The organism is Streptomyces sp. NPDC055103 (genome assembly GCF_053607625.1).
Window position 1 is genome coordinate 26,109 of sequence record NZ_JBSGTX010000062.1, and the last position, 16,305, is coordinate 42,413.

A 16,305-nucleotide genomic window follows, 5' to 3' on the forward strand; every position below is an offset into this window, starting at 1 on the left:
GCCTAGGAGTTCACTCGGCCGGGGCGACGGCCCTGACCTCCGCGGGCAGGGGGCGCAGCCGCGCGGCGAGCCGTTCGCAGCGGGCGCCGAGCGCGATCAGGAAGGCCGTCGGGAGGAACACCGCGTCGCACACGACCATGGCCAGCGACAGGAAGGGGATGCCCAGGACGACGGCGATGCCCAGGTGTTCGGCGATCATCACGACCAGCAGGACGTTCTTCACCCGGCGGTTGGCCAGGGTGAAGGGGAAGGCCACCTGCACCATGACGGTGAGGTAGCTGAGCGCGAGGACCGCCAGCGTGCTGCCGGCGAGGAACCCGGAGAGCGGGGGCCACGGCGCGAAGTAGTCGAGGTGCAGGGCGTAGTAGAGGGCGCTGCCCTCCTGCCGGCGGCTCCCCTGGATCTTGTACCAGCCGGCGGTCGCGTAGATGAGGCAGACCTGGGCCGCGATCGTGACCACCGCGCCGTTGTGGAGCATCGACGCCGCCGCGTCGAGCACGGCCCGCGCCTCGTGCCGCGGGAACCAGCGGTCCGCCGCGTACCAGAGGCCCTGGACGGCCCGCAGCGTCCAGAAGACGAGGGACCAGCCGCCGGTGGCATACGGGGAGAGCGGGACGAGCACCGCGAGGGCCGCCACCCACAGGAGCGGGCCGACCGGATCGGCAACCGGCTGGCCCGGGCGGCCCGTTCGGCGGCGCGCGCGGCGTGCGTCGAGCGACCGCACCTGGGCGCAGCGGGTGAAGACCAGGTAGATGACCATGATCCGGACGACGTTGTCGCCGCCGTCCCCGACGAGGGTGTTGCGGTTGACGACCGACAGGACGCCTGCCATGAGCAGCACGGAGGTGCCACGCGTGCGCCAGCCCAGGAGGACGGCGAACGCGGCGGCGATCGTGACGGCGTAGACGGTCTCGAACCAGAGGCCGCCGTCCCCCCTCCCCCCCAGGCCAGGACGGTGAAGGTGCGTTCTTCACCAGGCTGCTGTCGAGGATGCCCTCGCGTTCACGTCGGGGAGGAATCGGCTCCCGGCCTCGCGATGCGGAGCGTCCGCCGCCGCGTTCTCGGCGGAGCCGGGAAGAAGGCGAACGGATGACCGGGTGATCGCTGATTCGCGTGCATACGTACGAGGTCCGCGTACGTATGCGGCAACTGGCCGTATCGTCGGATCTCGTGAAACGGGTCGTGCGGGTGAAGCTGCTGCCGACGCCTCTACAGGCAGGGTGTCGTCGAAGCGGTATCGCAAGGCGATGGGCGGCCCGGTCACCTTCCGCCCGCCTCACCTACAAGGCCCGCCGGGCCGGGGTGCCGTTCCTGGAGGTGGACCCGGCCCACACCTCGCAGCGCTGCCCGCGCTGCGGCCACACCGAGCGCGCCAACCGGCGCACCCGGGACCATGTCGAGCGTCAGGGCGCCCGCCGAGACTGCGACGAGCAGTCCACGGATGTATCGCATGCCACGTCCTTCCTTGGTGTCGGCGGGATACGGCTCCCGCCGTGAAGGCCCCACGTAAGCGCGGGCCGGCGCGTTGCGGAACCGCCGGAGAAGGTGGTGCCGTCTCAACGGCCCAATAAGTCGTATGCGCGAAGGTCTGAACGCGTTTCCCTTTCCCTCATGTGCTGTTGACGCCGACCTCGACCGAGGGAAAGCCCGGGCGATCCGGCGCGACGAGGCGCGCTCTACGCGCGTAGGGGCTAGAGTGCGGCAATGACGAGCCAGACCCCCAACGTCCCCACCGCGGACCAGATCCGCCGTGCCCCGAAGGTGCTGCTCCACGACCACCTCGACGGCGGACTGCGCCCCGGCACGGTCATCGAACTCGCCCGCGAGCAGGGCTACGAACAGCTCCCCGAGACCGAGCCGGACAAGCTCGGCATCTGGTTCCGGGAGGCCGCCGACTCCGGCTCCCTGGAGCGGTACCTGGAGACCTTCGCGCACACCTGCGCCGTCATGCAGACCCGTGACGCCCTGTTCCGGGTCGCCGCCGAGTGCGCGGTCGACCTCGCCGAGGACGGGGTCGTGTACGCGGAGGTGCGCTACGCCCCCGAGCAGCACCTGGAGGCCGGTCTCACCCTCGAAGAGGTCGTGGAGGCCGTCAACGAGGGCTTCCGGGAGGGCGAGCGGCGGGCCAGGGCCAACGGTCACCGCATCCGGGTCGGCGCCCTGCTCACCGCCATGCGGCACGCCGCCCGCGCCCTGGAGATCGCCGAACTCGCCAACCGCTACCGCGACACCGGCGTCGTCGGCTTCGACATCGCGGGCGCCGAGGCCGGCTACCCGCCCACCCGCCACCTCGACGCCTTCGAGTACCTCAAGCGGGAGAACAACCACTTCACGATCCACGCCGGTGAGGCCTTCGGGCTGCCCTCGATCTGGCAGGCGCTCCAGTGGTGCGGCGCCGACCGGCTCGGGCACGGCGTCCGGATCATCGACGACATCGAGGTCGCCGAGGACGGCTCGGTCCGCCTCGGCCGGCTCGCCGCCTACGTCCGCGACAAGCGGATCCCCCTGGAGATGTGCCCCACCTCCAACCTCCAGACCGGCGCCGCCGACTCGTACGCCGCGCACCCGATCGGTCTGCTCCGCAAGCTGCACTTCCGGGCGACGGTCAACACCGACAACCGGCTGATGAGCGGGACGAGCATGAGCCGGGAATTCGAGCTCCTGACCGATGCGTTCGGATACACGCTCGACGACATGCAGTGGTTCACCGTCAATGCGATGAAATCAGCGTTCATTCCTTTCGATGAACGGCTTGCCATGATCAATGACGTGATCAAGCCCGGTTATGCCGAGCTCAAGTCCGAATGGCTGTTCCAGCAGACCGCTGCGACCAGCGAAGCTTCCCGTAAGGAGAGCTGAGAGACACGCCCTTGCAGGGGCGGGAGCGACCGGGGCGGCGCGACACCCGGTCGCTTTCCGGTGTTTGCGGAGGAGTCGTCCACTGGTTAGGTTGCAGAGCCGCTCTGCATTCCCAGGATTTCCCCTCCCGGCTTTCCCCGAAGCCCCCGGATTCCCCAAGGAAGATTTTCAGATGAAGCAGTCTGCCGCCAAGAAGCTCGGTGTCGTCGCTCTCGGTGCCGCTTTCGCCGCCGCCGCAGCGGGAACGGCCTCCGCAGCGCCGTCCCTGCCCGTCGGCGCCGACGCGCTCGGGACGGTGACCCAGGCCGTCCCGCTGGGTGACGGCCTCACCGAGCTCCCCGACGGCGCCGGCGAGTCCCTCGGTGCCGGCCAGGCCGCCCTCGGCCAGGGTGTCGACCAGGGCGTGAAGACCCTCCCGGCCGCCGCCGGTCAGGCCACCCAGGCCACCCAGAACCTGCCGCTCGACGCCGCCGCCGGTGGCCTCGGCGCCACCCCGCTCGCCCCGGTCGTGGGCCTGCTCGGCGGTCTGCCGGTCGGCGGCGCCCTCGGCTGACCGCAGCCGCAGCCGCACATGCCGAAGGGGCGCGCACCCGGATCTCCCGGGTACGCGCCCCTTCGGCGTGCGTGCGGCCTGTCACTACCAGGCCGAGGTCGCGCTCTTCTCCGCCGGCAGGAACACCCACAGCGCCAGGTAGATCAGGAACTGCGGGCCGGGCAGCAGGCACGAGACCAGGAAGATCACGCGCATCGTCGTCGCGGAGGTGCCGAAGCGCCGGGCCAGCGCCGCGCACACTCCACCGATCATCCGTCCGTTCTGGGGGCGGGCGAGAGCGGCCATGGTGGGCTCCTTCGGAGTCGTTGTCCGGGAGCCGCTCGTCGGGCTCCCGATGACTCCATACTGCCGCCGGGAGGGGTGCCGGGGCGTCGGTCTACCGGGCGATCGGGACCCTGGGAATCGTCGGGGTCGGACCCTGAGGCGTCTCGTTCCGCAGGAGGGGCGAACCCTCACCCGCACCCGTCCCCGCGGAGGACTCCACCCGCTCCGCCTCCGACCTGCGGCGCAGCCGCGCCCGGCCGACCGGCACGAACAGGAGGTGGGCGAGCGCCACGCCCGCGGTGTTCAGGAGTACGGAGTCCACGTCCACGACCTGACCCGGTACGGCGGTCTGCAACAGCTCCACGGCCAGTGACACGAGCGCGCCGGCGGCGGTCGTCCGGGTCAGCGAGGCCCAGCGCGAGACGTCGAGCCGCCCGTCGGCCATGGGGAGCAGCACCCCGAGCGGGGCCAGGAGCAGCAGCCCCTCGGCGATCAGCCGGGCCGCCTCGGCGCCGCCGAGGGCCAGATCGGCCTGGAGGCCGGCCAGCGGGATCGTGTTCGGCGCGGTCACCCAGGCCACGTCCCGTGGTCGCAGGCTGACCCAGGCGACGAGCAGCAGATGCGCGAGGAGGAGAACGAACCCCACCACGCGGACGACCACGGCGGCACTGCCGCCCGAACCTTGACGCTGCACGCTCCCCAAGACGCCCGTCACGGCGGAATCGGTTCCGCCGCGTCGGACGCGGTCGCCGAACCCGGTCGCCCAACCGCTCGTCGAACCGCTCGTCGAACCCGCCGACGAGCCCTCCGGCGGCTCAGCCCGCGGGCGTCGCCCCGGGGATCGTCGGCCCGTCGGAGGCGCCCGTCGTCGTGACCGGCGGCGCCGTCGTCGGCGGGGTGGACTCCGGGCGTTCCTTCAGCTCCGTCGTGCACTGGTAGCGCTTCGGCGCGTACCGGCCGGGACCGCCGAGGAGGACCGTGTGGTCGCCCGCGCCCGCCGAGCTCGCCGAGAAGGTGCAGACGATCTGCGAGAGCGCGACCGGTGTCAGGTCCTCCGGCTGCCGGCTCAGCCGCAGCGTGCCCGCCGGGTCGCCCTTGTGTCCGTCGCCGACCACGAGCGGCCCGCGCACCGCGGTCGTGAACCCGGCGCGCCGCTCGTCGTCGGAGGGTTCGGCGAGGAGCTGCGCGAGCAGCCCCGCGGCCGTCACCACCGGATCACCGCCCGCCTTCTCCTCCGGCAGCGGCGTCCTGCGGTCCACGGCCTCCAGCTGCGAGCCGCACACCAGGAACACCCGGACGGGCACCCCCTGCGCGGCCGTCGCCGAGGAGTTCTCCCCGGTCACGCTGCACGGCACCCGGGACGGCGCCGCGCCCGCGTCCACCGGCACGGACGTCGTCCTGATGCCGCAGCCGGTGACGAGCGCGGTGAGCGCGGCGGCCGCCAGGACGCCCGTACCGACCGCTCGGCCACGGCCCGCTCGGCCGCCGGCCGCTCGACACCGGTCCGTACCGCCGAAGACGCGGCGCCTCACGCTTCCTCCACCTCGCCCTGGCTGCTGCGGGTCTGCACCGCGCGGGTGATCCCCGAGGCGTCCAGGGGCAGCCGCAGCACGAACACCGCGCCGTCCACCGTCCCGTCCTCGCCGACCGAGTTCGCGGCCGTGATCGAACCGCCGTGGATCAGCGCGTTCTCCATGGCGATCGACAGACCGAGCCCGCTGCCGTCCGACTTCGGCCGGGACGCGCTCGCCTTGTAGAAGCGGTCGAAGACATGCGGCAGGACCTCCTCGGGGATGCCGGGGCCGTGGTCGCGCACCGCGATGACCAGCTCGTCGTCCTCCGTACGGACCGAGACCCGCACCGGCGAACCGCCGTGCTTCAGCGCGTTCCCGATGAGGTTCGCCAGGATCACGTCGAGACGGCGCGGGTCCAGCGGCGCCACGATCCCGCGCTCGGCGTCGAGATCGACCGCGTCGAGCCAGGCCCGCGCGTCGATGCACGCCGTGATCTGGTCGGCGATGTCCACCTCGTCGAGGACGAGCCGGGCGGTGCCCGCGTCGAAGCGGGTCACCTCCATCAGGTTCTCCACCAGGTTGTTGAGGCGATGGGTCTCGCTCACCACCAGCGCCACCGCCGGCGCGATCATCGGGTCGAGCGAGTCCTGCTCGTCCTCCAGGACCTCGGTGACGGCGGTCAGCGCGGTCAGCGGGGTCCGCAGCTCGTGCGACATGTCGGCCACGAACCGCCGGCTGGACTCCTCCCGCGCGCTCATGTCCGCGACCTTCTTCTGCAACGACTCGGCCGCGCTGTTGAACGTCCGCGTCAGATCGGCCAGTTCGTCCGCTCCGGTGACCCGCAGCCGCGTGTCGAGCTTCCCCTCGCCCAGCTGCTTCGCCGCCTCACCCAGTCGGTGCACCGGGCGCAGCACGGTCGTCGCCGCGACCTGCGCGAGCAGCACCGAGCCGACCACCGCGAGCGCGGTCGCGATCCCCAACGACCAGGCGAGCGAGTTCAGATCGGCCTTCTCCGCGGCCAGCGACTTGTACATGTACCCGGCGGGCCCGCCGCCGTCGATCCGCGTCCCGCCGACCAGGTACGGCGTCCCGTTCCGCTCCGTACGCTGCCAGAACAGGTGGTACGGATACGGGTTGGCCTCCGTCACGGGCCGCTCGGTGTCCACGGCGTCCCGCAGCGAGCGCGGCACGTCGGCGAGCGTGAAGTCGTCCGGGTCCGAGGCGCCGACGATCGGCTTGCCCACGGCCCGCTCGCCGAGCAGCAGCACCTGGTAGCCGGCGCTGCCGCTCGCCATCTGCTCGGCGGTCCGCCGCAGGTCCTCCTGGCCGGGCCGCAGCGGCAGCGTCGCCGCGCGGTTCTGCATCTCCTGCCGGAAGTCGTTGAGCGCCCCGTCCTGGGTACGGGTCAGCACGGCCTCGCGGTTGAGCCAGTACGCGATGCCGGAGGCGGCGACGGCCGCGGTGAGCGCGACCAGGGCGAAGACGACGACGAGCCGCAGCCGCAGGCTGGAGAGCCGCAGCCGCGCGAGGATGCCCTTGCTCACGCAGGAACGTCCAGCCGGTAGCCGACGCCGCGGACGGTACGGATGAGCGTCGGCGAGGACGGCACGTCCTCCACCTTGGCGCGCAGCCGCTGCACGCACGCGTCGACGAGCCGCGAGTCGCCCAGGTAGTCGTGCTCCCACACGAGCCGCAGCAACTGCTGGCGCGACAGCGCCTGTCCGGGCCGCCGGCTCAGCTCCAGGAGCAACCGCAGCTCGGTCGGGGTGAGCTGGAGGTCCTCGCCGTTCTTCGTGACCGTCATCGCGGACCGGTCGATCACGAGCGAGCCGTAGGTCGCCGAATCCGTCGACTCCCGCTCCCCGCGCCGCAGTACGGCCCGGATACGGGCGTCGAGGACCCGGCCCTGCACCGGCTTCACGACATAGTCGTCGGCCCCGGACTCCAGGCCCACGACCACGTCGATGTCGTCACTGCGCGCGGTCAGCAGGATGATCGGCAACTGGTCGGTACGGCGGATGCGCCGACAGACCTCGAAACCGTCGATGCCGGGCAGCATGACGTCGAGCACGACCAGGTCCGGCCGCTGCTCGCGCAGCAGCTGAAGGCCGTCCTCACCCGTCGCGGCGGTGGCCACGCGGTGGCCCTGCCGGGACAGGGAGAGCTCGAGGGCCGTGCGGATGGCGTCGTCGTCCTCGATCAGCAGCAGAAAAGGCACGCCGTCATTCTGTCGCATGCGGCCGTCCGAGGACGACCGCTCGCGGACTCGCTTCTGTCTCTTCTCCTGTGACACGGCTGTGACAGTCGGCGGACACCGCCATGAAGTCCGCTGGGCAAGCTTCTTGGCACACGGACCGAAACACACTCCAATCGACGGGGGGCGCGAGATGAACGCACTGCACAGCACCACCTCAAGCGCAGTTGTCACGCGTCTCCACGACGTCGTACGGAGCACCGAGAAGTCCGGCGCGGCTGGGGGTGCCTCCCTGCTCGAGCGAAGTCGAGAGCTCGGGGGAGGGCGGGGGTGCGCTCGCAGCGTCGGGCGTCAGCGCAAGGCGCCGTACATGGTGGCCGTTGCTGACGGGGGAGCGGCGTACGGGGAGGTCACGGGGGAGCGTTCCTGCTCGGAGGCCGAGTTCACGGCCTACGTCCAGGAGCGTCGTGCCTCCCTGTACGCCACCGCCTACCACCTGACCGGTGACCGTTTCGAGGCCGAGGACCTGCTCCAGAGCGCGCTGTTCTCCACGTACCGCGCCTGGGACCGGATCAGCGACAAGGCCGCGGTCGGCGGATACCTCCGCCGGACGATGACCAACCTGCACATCAGCGCCTGGCGCCGGCGCAAGCTCAACGAGTACCCGACCGAGGAGCTCCCCGAGACGGTGGGCGAGACGGACGCGATGCGCGGCACGGAGCTGCGCGCGGTGCTGTGGCAGGCCCTGGCCCGGCTGCCCGAGCTCCAGCGGACGATGCTGGTGCTGCGCTACTACGAGGGCCGGACCGATCCGGAGATCGCGGAGATCCTGGACATCAGTGTCGGCACGGTGAAGTCGAGCATCTGGCGCTCGCTGCGGCGACTGCGCGAGGACGAGGTGCTGAGCTTCGGCCGTGACGAGGAAGAGTCCTTCGGCGAGCTGGTGGCCTGAAGGTCGGGGGGAAACGGGGGAAGGACCCACGGGGGCCCACGGGGGAAACGGGGCCTGCGGGGGGCACGGGGGGACACGGGGGACCGTACGGGGGTACGGGGGAAACACAGCGCGGGTCGGACGGGACCGGGGGGTCTCGTCCGACCCGCGCTGTTTCGTGTACGCGTTCGGGGTGGGTGCTCAGCGGGCCGTCGGTGTGCGGTGGCGGCCCGCCGCCGCGGCGGCGAGGCGGCCCAGGGCCTCGTCCTTGGCGCAGGGATGGGCGCCCAGCTCCGCCTGCCGCGCCACGATCGCCCGCTCGGCGCGCATCAGGCGCCAGCCGCGACGCAGCAGGAACGGCACGGACTTCCGGCCCTCCTTGAGGTCCCGGGCCAGCCGCCGGCGGAAGGTCGTCGAGGGGCGGCCGCGGAGGCAGAGCGCGTCGGCGAGGACGTCGAGCTCGCGGCAGCGGTCCACGATCTCCGCCGCGAAGATCCCCTCCGCCACGAAGAGCGGGGTCCGCTCGATGTCGAGCCGCTCGTGGTCCACCCGGGAGCTGGTGGAGATGTCGTACACGGGGACGTCGGTCCGTCCCGTACGGCACAGTTCGACGATGGCGGCGACGGCGGCGTCCGCGTCCCAGGACCCTGGCGAGTCCCAGTCGATGTCCGAGCTGCCGTCGACGAGCGGGAGCGACGGATCGTCGTGCTCCTTGTAGAAGTCGTCGAGGCGCAGGACCGGGAGGCCGGTGACGGCGGCGAGGGACGACTTGCCCGAGCCGGAGGGGCCGGCGAGCAGGACGACGCGGGTCGGTATCGGTAGGGAACTCACGGGACACCAGTGTGAACCATTCCCCCGTGCGGTGGACCCCCGAGGAAGGCCGTTGGTATCGAGCATCACACCTCGACTACTGTCGGTGCCCGCTCGATCACCCCCTGGAAGGACACTCATGGCGCGTCACGCAGAACCCCGGACCCCCCGCCGCAGCGCCCTGCTCAAGGCCGGGCTCACCGTCACGGCGGCCGGTGCCGCGGTGCTCGGCGCGGGCGCGGCGGCCCAGGCGGCCGCCCCGGTGCCGCTGCCCGTCGACTCGCTGACCCGGACGGACGCCGCCGCGGCCGGCGCGGGCGCGCTGAGCGGTGTCACCCACGGCCTCGGCCCGCTGACCCGCCTCCAGCTGGACCCGCTGGCCAAGACCGGCGTCGACCCGCTCGACAACGGCCTCGGCACCCAGGTCGCCGACTTCAAGCCCGTCGGCACCAACCTGGTGACCGACCACCTCACGCAGGGCGGCGCGGTCGCCGATCTGCCGGTGGCGGGTCCGCTGACGCAGGGGCTGCTGCCGTAGTCGGGGAAGCGCGACTCAGCGTCTGGCGCGTCGCAGCCAGGCCGCGGCCGCGCTCGGCTGCTTCAGGCGCGCGCGCCAGGGGCCGGTCGCCCGCGAGAGGTGGACGAGGACCGGGCCCTGGGGCAGGGACAGGGACTCCCGGCGCCTGCCGATCTCGTTGATGTACGGGAACAGGTGGTCGGGGAGGGACGTGGGGTCGTCGTGCCCCGCCAGGTCGTGGACGGTGACGATGAAGTTGCTGTCGCCGCGGTAGTGGAAGGCGACGTCGATCGCCTCTCCCGTGTGCAGCAGGACGTTCGGGCCCCAGGACTCCATCGTGTCCTCCGTCAGGAGCTCGGCCGCGGCCAGTGGCAGGACCCGCGCCTGCCAGGGGCCGTCCGCCCGCAGCTTCAGCCGCAGTCGCCCGGTCTCGGGGACGACGTGGAGCAGGCGGCCCCGGAAGTCCTTCTCCGTGTCGTTGACGAGGAGGTCCACCTCCTTGTTCCCCGGGCTGAGGACCCACACGCCCGTGTACCCGTCGGTCCGGAGGGCGAGTTCGACGATGACCGGGCCCGGCGGGAGGGCCTCTACGTCGATGAGCTCGTTGCCCCTGCCGGAGAGCACGCGCGGCTCGAAGACGGCGCCGAACGTCCACTCCGACGGGCCCTGCGCGACGGGCGGGGAGGGGTACGCGTACGAGAAGGGGGCCGGGGCGGCCTGGGAGGGTGCCTGGGACGGGGCCTGCGCCTGGGCAGGGACCTTGGCGGGGGTCGGGATGGCGGTCGGGCCGGCGGTCGGGATCGGGTCCGGGGTCGCGGGCCGGGTCGGGACCTGAGGCTCTTCCGGTGCCGGTGCCGGTGCCGGTGCCCCTGCCGGTGCCTCCGCTTCCGGCGGGGAGTCCGCCGCCGGCGTCTCCTCCGACACGTCCACGCCGTGGTCCTCCGCCAGGCCGACGAGGCCGTCCAGGTAACCCTGGCCCACCGCGCGGAACTTCCAGCCGCCCGCCCGCCGGTACAGCTCCGCGAGGACCATCGCCGTCTCGCCGCCCGCTTCGGTCACCTCGTAGCCGACGACGGCCGCGCCGTCCGGCCCGAGGACCCGTACGGACAGGTCGTCCACGTCCCGCAGGACGCCGTCGTCCGTCGACGCGACCAGGAGGACCCGGGAGATCACCTCCTCGATGCCCGCGAGGTCGGCGTCCACCCACACAGTGCCGTCCTTGTCGTCCTCCCCGCCGTCGGACAGCCGTACGGCGCCCGACGGGTGGACCGGGGCGCCGTCGAAGACGATGTCCGCGTCCCCCCGGACCCTGCCGCCCTCCGTCACGAGCAGCGCCGCCACGTCGATGTCGTTCCGGACGGCGACGCGCAGCGCGGCCGTCGGGACGAAGACGTTGTCTCCCTTGATCAATCCCCTCGTCATGAGCGGATCTTGCGGCCGAGCGGGCGTGCGACGCAAGAGAGGACGGCCCCCGGGTACGTACACCAGGGGGCCGTCCTCGCGCTGTGGCTCAGTGCGCCTAGTACGCGGAGCCGCTCGCGCCCAGCGAACCCGTCGGGTGCCAGACCGTCTTGGTCTCCAGGAAGGCGGTCATGCGGTCCGTGCCCGGGGACTCCGCGAAGTCCTCGGTACGCGGGCGCAGGACGCGCTTCAGGTTGTCCGCGGCCGCGATCTCCAGGTCGCGGGCGAGGTCGCCCTCGGTCGCGCCCGTCAGGTCGATCGCGTTGACGTCCTGGTGGGCCGCGAGGTGCGGGCCCATCTCGGAGGCCTTGCCGGAGAGGATGTTGACGACACCGCCCGGCAGGTCGGAGGTGGCGAGCACCTCGCCCAGGGAGAGGGCGGGGAGGGGGGACTTCTCGCTCGCGATCACGACGGCGGTGTTGCCCGTCGCGATCACCGGGGCGATCACCGAGACCAGGCCCAGGAAGGACGAGTCCTGCGGGGCGACGACGGTGACGACGCCGGTGGGCTCGGGCGAGGAGAGGTTGAAGTACGGGCCGGCGACCGGGTTGGCGCCGCCCACGACCTGGGCGATCTTGTCGGTCCAGCCCGCGTACCAGACCCAGCGGTCGATCGCCGCGTCGACGACGACGGCCGCCTTCGACTTCGACAGGCCCTCCGCGTCCGCGACCTCGCGGACGAACTGCTCCCGGCGGCCCTCCAGCATCTCGGCGACGCGGTAGAGGATCTGGCCGCGGTTGTACGCGGTCGCGCCGGCCCAGCCGCCGAAGGCCTTGCGGGCGGCGACGACCGCGTCACGGGCGTCCTTGCGGGAGGAGAGGGGAGCGTTGGCCAGCCACTTGCCCTTGCTGTCCTGCACTTCGTACACCCGGCCGCTCTCGGAGCGGGGGAACTTGCCCCCGACGTACAGCTTGTAGGTCTTGAAGACGTTCAGACGCGTCGTAGCAGACTCAGACATCGAGGTACGCCTCCAGGCCGTGGCGACCGCCCTCGCGGCCGAAGCCCGACTCCTTGTATCCGCCGAAGGGCGAGGTCGGGTCGAACTTGTTGAACGTGTTGGCCCAGACGACACCGGCGCGGAGCTTGGACGCGACCGCCAGGATGCGGGAGCCCTTCTCCGTCCAGATGCCGGCGGAGAGGCCGTACTGGCTGTTGTTGGCCTTCGCCACGGCCTCGTCCGGCGTGCGGAACGTCAGCACCGAGAGGACCGGGCCGAAGATCTCGTCGCGGGCGACCGTGTGCGCCTGGGTGACGCCCGTGAAGAGCGTCGGGGCGAACCAGTAACCGGCCGACGGGAGCTCGCAGGGAGCGGTCCAGCGCTCGGCGCCCTCCGCCTCTCCCCGGTCCACGAGGGAGGTGATGCGGGCCAGCTGCTCGGAGGAGTTGATGGCGCCGATGTCGGTGTTCTTGTCCAGCGGGTCGCCGAGGCGGAGCGTGGACAGACGGCGCTTCAGGCTGTGGAGCAGCTCGTCCTGGATCGACTCCTGGACGAGGAGGCGCGAGCCCGCGCAGCAGACCTGGCCCTGGTTGAAGAAGATGCCCGTGACGATGCCCTCGACGGCCTGGTCGATCGGGGCGTCGTCGAAGACGATGTTCGCGCCCTTGCCGCCCAGTTCGAGGGTGACCTTCTTGTGCGTGCCGGCGACCGAGCGCGCGATCGACTTGCCGACCGCCGTCGAGCCGGTGAACGCGACCTTGTTGACGTCCGGGTGCTCGACCAGTGCGGCGCCGGTGTCCCCGTAACCGGGAAGGATGTTGACGACGCCCTTCGGCAGCCCGGCCTGGCGGCAGATGTCCGCGAAGAACAGGGCGGAGAGCGGGGTCGTCTCGGCCGGCTTCAGGACGACGGTGTTGCCCGTAGCGAGCGCCGGGGCGATCTTCCACGCCAGCATCAGGAGGGGGAAGTTCCAGGGGATGACCTGGCCGGCCACGCCCAGCGGGCGCGGGTTCGCGCCGTAGCCGGCGTGGTCGAGCTTGTCGGCCCAGCCCGCGTAGTAGAAGAAGTGCGCGGCGACCAGGGGGAGGTCCGCGTCGCGGGTCTCCTTGATCGGCTTGCCGTTGTCCAGGGTCTCCAGGACGGCCAGCTCGCGGCTGCGCTCCTGGATGATCCGGGCGATGCGGAAGAGGTACTTGGCGCGCTCGGAGCCGGGCAGCGCCGACCACTTCTCGAAGGCCTTCCGCGCCGCCTTCACCGCGCGGTCCACGTCCTCGGCGCCCGCCTGGGCGACCTCGGACAGGACCTCCTCGGTGGAGGGGGAGACGGTCTTGAAGACCTTGCCGTCGGCCGCCTCGACGAACTCGCCGTCGATGAACAGGCCGTAGGAGGGGGCGATGTCGACGACGGACCGGGACTCGGGCGCCGGCGCGTACTCGAATGCAGATGCCATGTTGATCAGTCCACCGTCACGTAATCGGGGCCGGAGTAGCGGCCGGTAGCCAGCTTCTGGCGCTGCATCAGCAGGTCGTTGAGCAGGCTGGAGGCGCCGAAGCGGAACCAGTGGTTGTCCAGCCAGTCCTCACCGACGGTCTCGTTGACGAGGACCAGGAACTTGATGGCTTCCTTGGTGTTGCGGATGCCGCCGGCCGGCTTCACGCCGATCTGCACGCCGGTCTGCTCGCGGAAGTCGCGCACGGCCTCCAGCATGAGGAGCGTGTTCGCCGGGGTGGCGTTGACCGCGACCTTGCCGGTCGAGGTCTTGATGAAGTCCGCGCCGGCCATCATGCCGAGCCAGGAGGCGCGGCGGATGTTGTCGTACGTGGACAGCTCGCCGGTCTCGAAGATCACCTTGAGGCGGGCGCGGTCGCCGCACTCCGCCTTGATGGCGGCGATCTGCTCGTAGACCTTCAGGTAGTGGCCGGCGAGGAATGCGCCACGGTCGATGACCATGTCGATCTCGTCGGCGCCCGCGGCGATGGCGTCGGCCGTGTCGGCCAGCTTCACGGGGAGCGCGGCACGCCCGGCCGGGAAGGCGGTGGCGACCGAGGCGACCTTCACGCCGGAGCCCGCGACGGCGGCCTTGGCGGTGGCCACCATGTCGGGATAGACGCAGACGGCGGCGGTCGTCGGGCTCGTGCGGTCGGTCGGGTCGGGGTTGACGGCCTTGGCGGCGAGCGCCCGGACCTTGCCCGGGGTGTCCGCGCCTTCCAGCGTCGTCAGGTCGATCATGGAAATGGCCAGGTCGATGGCGTACGCCTTGGCCGTCGTCTTGATCGAGCGGGTGCCGAGAGACGCGGCGCGAGCCTCCAGGCCGACGGCGTCGACGCCGGGCAGCCCGTGGAGGAAGCGGCGCAGCGCACTGTCGGACGCGGTCACGTCGGCGAATGCGAGAGCTGCGGGTGCAGTGGTGGGCATGGTCACCAGTCGAGCATATCTACGCGCGTAGCGACCTGTACAGGGGAGCGAGTCGTGGGAGCCCGGGGCCACGGGCCGGGGGAGCGGCACGGCGGGGGGTTTCCGGTGGCGGGCGAACCGGAGATGGCTCCCGGGGGAATCGGAGGTGACGTCTGTCACGTGGCTGTGACACGGAACGGATGGCTCCCGCATGTGTGATCCATAAATTCGTATCAGCAGCCAGCGACAACTCACCGGCCCTCCCCGAGGAGATATCAGCGGCATGCGACTCGTTCTTTCCGTCACCGACCGTCATCGGGAGTCGTTATGCGTACCGCCCTCCGCACCGCCCTCGCCACCGCGCTCGTCGCCGGTGTCGCCGCCACCCCGGTCCTCGCCGCCGGCAGTGCCTTCGCCACCGGTATGGCGCCGGCGCCCACCGCGGCGACGGCGAAGCCCACGGCGCCCATGGCGACCGCGAAGTCCGCCGCGTCCGCGAGGGTCTCCTCGACCGCCACTGCCACCGCTCCGGCTGCTGCCCCGACCGCCACCGCCGGCGCCGCTACGGCTCCGGCCGCGACCGCCCCGGCCACGACCGCCCCGGCGCCGAAGCCCACCGCGGCGACAGCCAAGCCCTCGGTCGACCCCGTGAAGGGCACCTTCGTCCGTACCCAGACCCTCATCACCGGCACCGTCGCCAAGATCTACAAGGTCAACGCCCTGCACTACCGCGCCGAGCTCTTCCGGAAGGGTCACCCGGTCGGTGTCCTCCAGGCGAACACCCGCTCCGTCGCCGGTCAGGACAACGGCGAGTTCTTCGTCCTGAAGCCGGACGGCACCACCTACAACTGGGTCGGCAACATCGCGCCCGGCACCCCCGGCATCTACCGCCTCGTCGACGGCACCGTCGTGGAGCTCGGCAGGAAGAACGGCTCCTTCGGGCTCCAGCGCATCGACCCCGCCACCGACAAGGGCAGCGGCTACGTCTACGTCCACGGCGGCCGCAAGGTCTACTTCTTCGGCAAGGCCGTCGTCGTCCTGGAGCAGGACGGCCGGTTCGCCGCCTACGTTCCCGGCTTCCCGCAGCAGGCCGCTCCGCAGCCGTACGGCATGGGCGGCGGCGGCGACCAGGGCGATCCCACCCCGGTCGTCACCCAGCTCGGCCCCTGCACGGTCAGCACGACCGTCAGCATCGGCGCGGGCACCTCGGCCGAGCTGTTCATGACCCGGCAGGGCCCGGTGGCGGAGTTCTCCGTCGCCGGTGAGGACAGGGTCTTCGCGCTGGTCGACCGGGCGCACCCCTCGCTCCCCAAGAGCGTCGGCATCACCGCGCGGATCATCGACCCGAACAGCACCACGCCGTCGCTCTACACCAAGGTCGAGGGCGGCCCCGAGCTCAAGGGCACCACCCGCGCCTTCCCGAGGCTGCCGAAGGGCTGCACGCTGGAGACGCTCCCGGGCAGCACGTCGAACGGCACCGCCGGCTCCGGCAAGGGCGCCACCGTCCACGCCGGGCAGACCTCCGTCATCCCGCGCGGCGGGGTCGCCGCCGGTGCGGAGCTCGGCACCGAGGACGACAGCACCGCCCTGCTCGCCGCCGGCGCCGGGGCCTCGCTCGCCGCCGCCGGTCTGGGCTTCGTCGTCCTGCGCCGCCGGACCGCCGCGCGCGACTGATTCGTCCGACCCCGCGTCGCCGTCGCCTCGCCTTACCCGTTCCCCGCCCCTTGACCCGAGCGGGAGCACACCCCACCCCGGCCGGGGGGGGGGGGCCCCGCCGGGGCCCGCCCCCCCCCGGGGGGGGGGGGGGGGTGGTGAAAAAAAAAAAGCCACCCCAACAAAAACCCCACCGGGGTGGGGGGGGGGGGGGGGTT

General features: G+C 71.9%; 17 protein-coding genes. 6 read left to right on the forward strand and 11 right to left on the reverse strand.

Annotation, left to right across the window (positions count from 1 at the left end):
* Window positions 1–10 precede the first annotated feature (10 nt).
* The gene (locus ACWFR1_RS30735) at window positions 11–832 is read right to left on the reverse strand and encodes a hypothetical protein (RefSeq protein ID WP_453556964.1); all 822 of its coding nucleotides are present in this window, start codon (window positions 830–832) and stop codon (window positions 11–13) included.
* A 308-nt stretch (window positions 833–1,140) separates the two neighbouring features.
* On the opposite strand from ACWFR1_RS30735, the gene ACWFR1_RS30740 reads away from it, so the two are divergent.
* The 3 genes from ACWFR1_RS30740 (at window position 1,141) to ACWFR1_RS30750 (ending at window position 3,412) form a co-directional block, all read left to right on the forward strand.
* On the forward strand, window positions 1,141–1,497 hold the full coding sequence (locus ACWFR1_RS30740) for a zinc ribbon domain-containing protein (protein WP_453556966.1): 357 nt from the start codon (window positions 1,141–1,143) through the stop codon (window positions 1,495–1,497).
* A 207-nt stretch (window positions 1,498–1,704) separates the two neighbouring features.
* Window positions 1,705–2,859, forward strand: coding sequence for an adenosine deaminase (locus ACWFR1_RS30745; protein ID WP_453556968.1), 1,155 nt, complete (start codon window positions 1,705–1,707; stop codon window positions 2,857–2,859).
* Window positions 2,860–3,031: 172 nt separating this feature from the next.
* Complete coding sequence (locus tag ACWFR1_RS30750; protein WP_453556970.1) at window positions 3,032–3,412, forward strand: hypothetical protein; 381 nt, start codon at window positions 3,032–3,034, stop codon at window positions 3,410–3,412.
* A gap of 84 nt (window positions 3,413–3,496) precedes the next feature.
* Here ACWFR1_RS30750 and ACWFR1_RS30755 read toward each other — a convergent pair whose 3' ends face one another.
* The 5 genes from ACWFR1_RS30755 to afsQ1 form a co-directional block, all read right to left on the reverse strand.
* Entirely contained in the window at window positions 3,497–3,697 is a 201-nt protein-coding gene (locus tag ACWFR1_RS30755; RefSeq protein ID WP_453556972.1) for a PspC domain-containing protein, read from the reverse strand.
* A 91-nt stretch (window positions 3,698–3,788) separates the two neighbouring features.
* Window positions 3,789–4,370: a VanZ family protein gene (locus tag ACWFR1_RS30760; protein ID WP_453556974.1), complete on the reverse strand. Its 582-nt coding sequence runs from the start codon at window positions 4,368–4,370 to the stop codon at window positions 3,789–3,791.
* 121 nt (window positions 4,371–4,491) lie between these two features.
* Window positions 4,492–5,208, reverse strand: coding sequence for a hypothetical protein (locus ACWFR1_RS30765; protein WP_453556976.1), 717 nt, complete (start codon window positions 5,206–5,208; stop codon window positions 4,492–4,494).
* Entirely contained in the window at window positions 5,205–6,734 is a 1,530-nt protein-coding gene (locus ACWFR1_RS30770) for an ATP-binding protein (protein WP_453556978.1), read from the reverse strand. The genes ACWFR1_RS30765 and ACWFR1_RS30770 overlap by 4 nt, the downstream gene beginning before the upstream one ends.
* Entirely contained in the window at window positions 6,731–7,408 is a 678-nt protein-coding gene (gene afsQ1, locus ACWFR1_RS30775) for a two-component system response regulator AfsQ1 (protein WP_017239746.1), read from the reverse strand. Before afsQ1 ends, ACWFR1_RS30770 begins: the two co-directional genes overlap by 4 nt.
* Window positions 7,409–7,577: 169 nt before the next feature.
* Between afsQ1 and ACWFR1_RS30780 the strand changes: the two genes are divergently transcribed.
* On the forward strand, window positions 7,578–8,336 hold the full coding sequence (locus ACWFR1_RS30780) for a SigE family RNA polymerase sigma factor (protein WP_453556981.1): 759 nt from the start codon (window positions 7,578–7,580) through the stop codon (window positions 8,334–8,336).
* 180 nt (window positions 8,337–8,516) lie between these two features.
* Here ACWFR1_RS30780 and ACWFR1_RS30785 read toward each other — a convergent pair whose 3' ends face one another.
* Complete coding sequence (locus tag ACWFR1_RS30785; RefSeq protein WP_453556983.1) at window positions 8,517–9,212, reverse strand: uridine kinase family protein; 696 nt, start codon at window positions 9,210–9,212, stop codon at window positions 8,517–8,519.
* A 52-nt stretch (window positions 9,213–9,264) separates the two neighbouring features.
* Here ACWFR1_RS30785 and ACWFR1_RS30790 point away from each other — a divergent pair, with 52 nt between their 5' ends.
* Window positions 9,265–9,663, forward strand: coding sequence for a hypothetical protein (locus tag ACWFR1_RS30790; RefSeq protein WP_453556985.1), 399 nt, complete (start codon window positions 9,265–9,267; stop codon window positions 9,661–9,663).
* 15 nt (window positions 9,664–9,678) lie between these two features.
* Here ACWFR1_RS30790 and ACWFR1_RS30795 read toward each other — a convergent pair whose 3' ends face one another.
* The 4 genes from ACWFR1_RS30795 to deoC form a co-directional block, all read right to left on the reverse strand.
* Window positions 9,679–11,064 carry a TerD family protein gene (locus tag ACWFR1_RS30795; protein WP_453556987.1) on the reverse strand — a complete coding sequence of 462 codons (1,386 nt, stop codon included), beginning with the start codon at window positions 11,062–11,064 and terminating at the stop codon, window positions 9,679–9,681.
* 97 nt (window positions 11,065–11,161) lie between these two features.
* Window positions 11,162–12,061: an aldehyde dehydrogenase family protein gene (locus ACWFR1_RS30800; RefSeq protein WP_453556989.1), complete on the reverse strand. Its 900-nt coding sequence runs from the start codon at window positions 12,059–12,061 to the stop codon at window positions 11,162–11,164.
* Window positions 12,054–13,490, reverse strand: a complete 1,437-nt coding sequence (locus ACWFR1_RS30805) for an aldehyde dehydrogenase family protein (RefSeq protein ID WP_453556991.1) — start codon at window positions 13,488–13,490, stop codon at window positions 12,054–12,056. The genes ACWFR1_RS30800 and ACWFR1_RS30805 overlap by 8 nt, the downstream gene beginning before the upstream one ends.
* Window positions 13,491–13,495: 5 nt before the next feature.
* Window positions 13,496–14,455: a deoxyribose-phosphate aldolase gene (gene deoC / locus ACWFR1_RS30810; protein WP_453556993.1), complete on the reverse strand. Its 960-nt coding sequence runs from the start codon at window positions 14,453–14,455 to the stop codon at window positions 13,496–13,498.
* 306 nt (window positions 14,456–14,761) lie between these two features.
* Here deoC and ACWFR1_RS30815 point away from each other — a divergent pair, with 306 nt between their 5' ends.
* A complete protein-coding gene (locus ACWFR1_RS30815) occupies window positions 14,762–16,108 on the forward strand; it encodes a hypothetical protein (protein WP_453556995.1) in 1,347 nt (448 codons plus the stop codon).
* The last annotated feature ends 197 nt before the right edge of the window (window positions 16,109–16,305 follow it).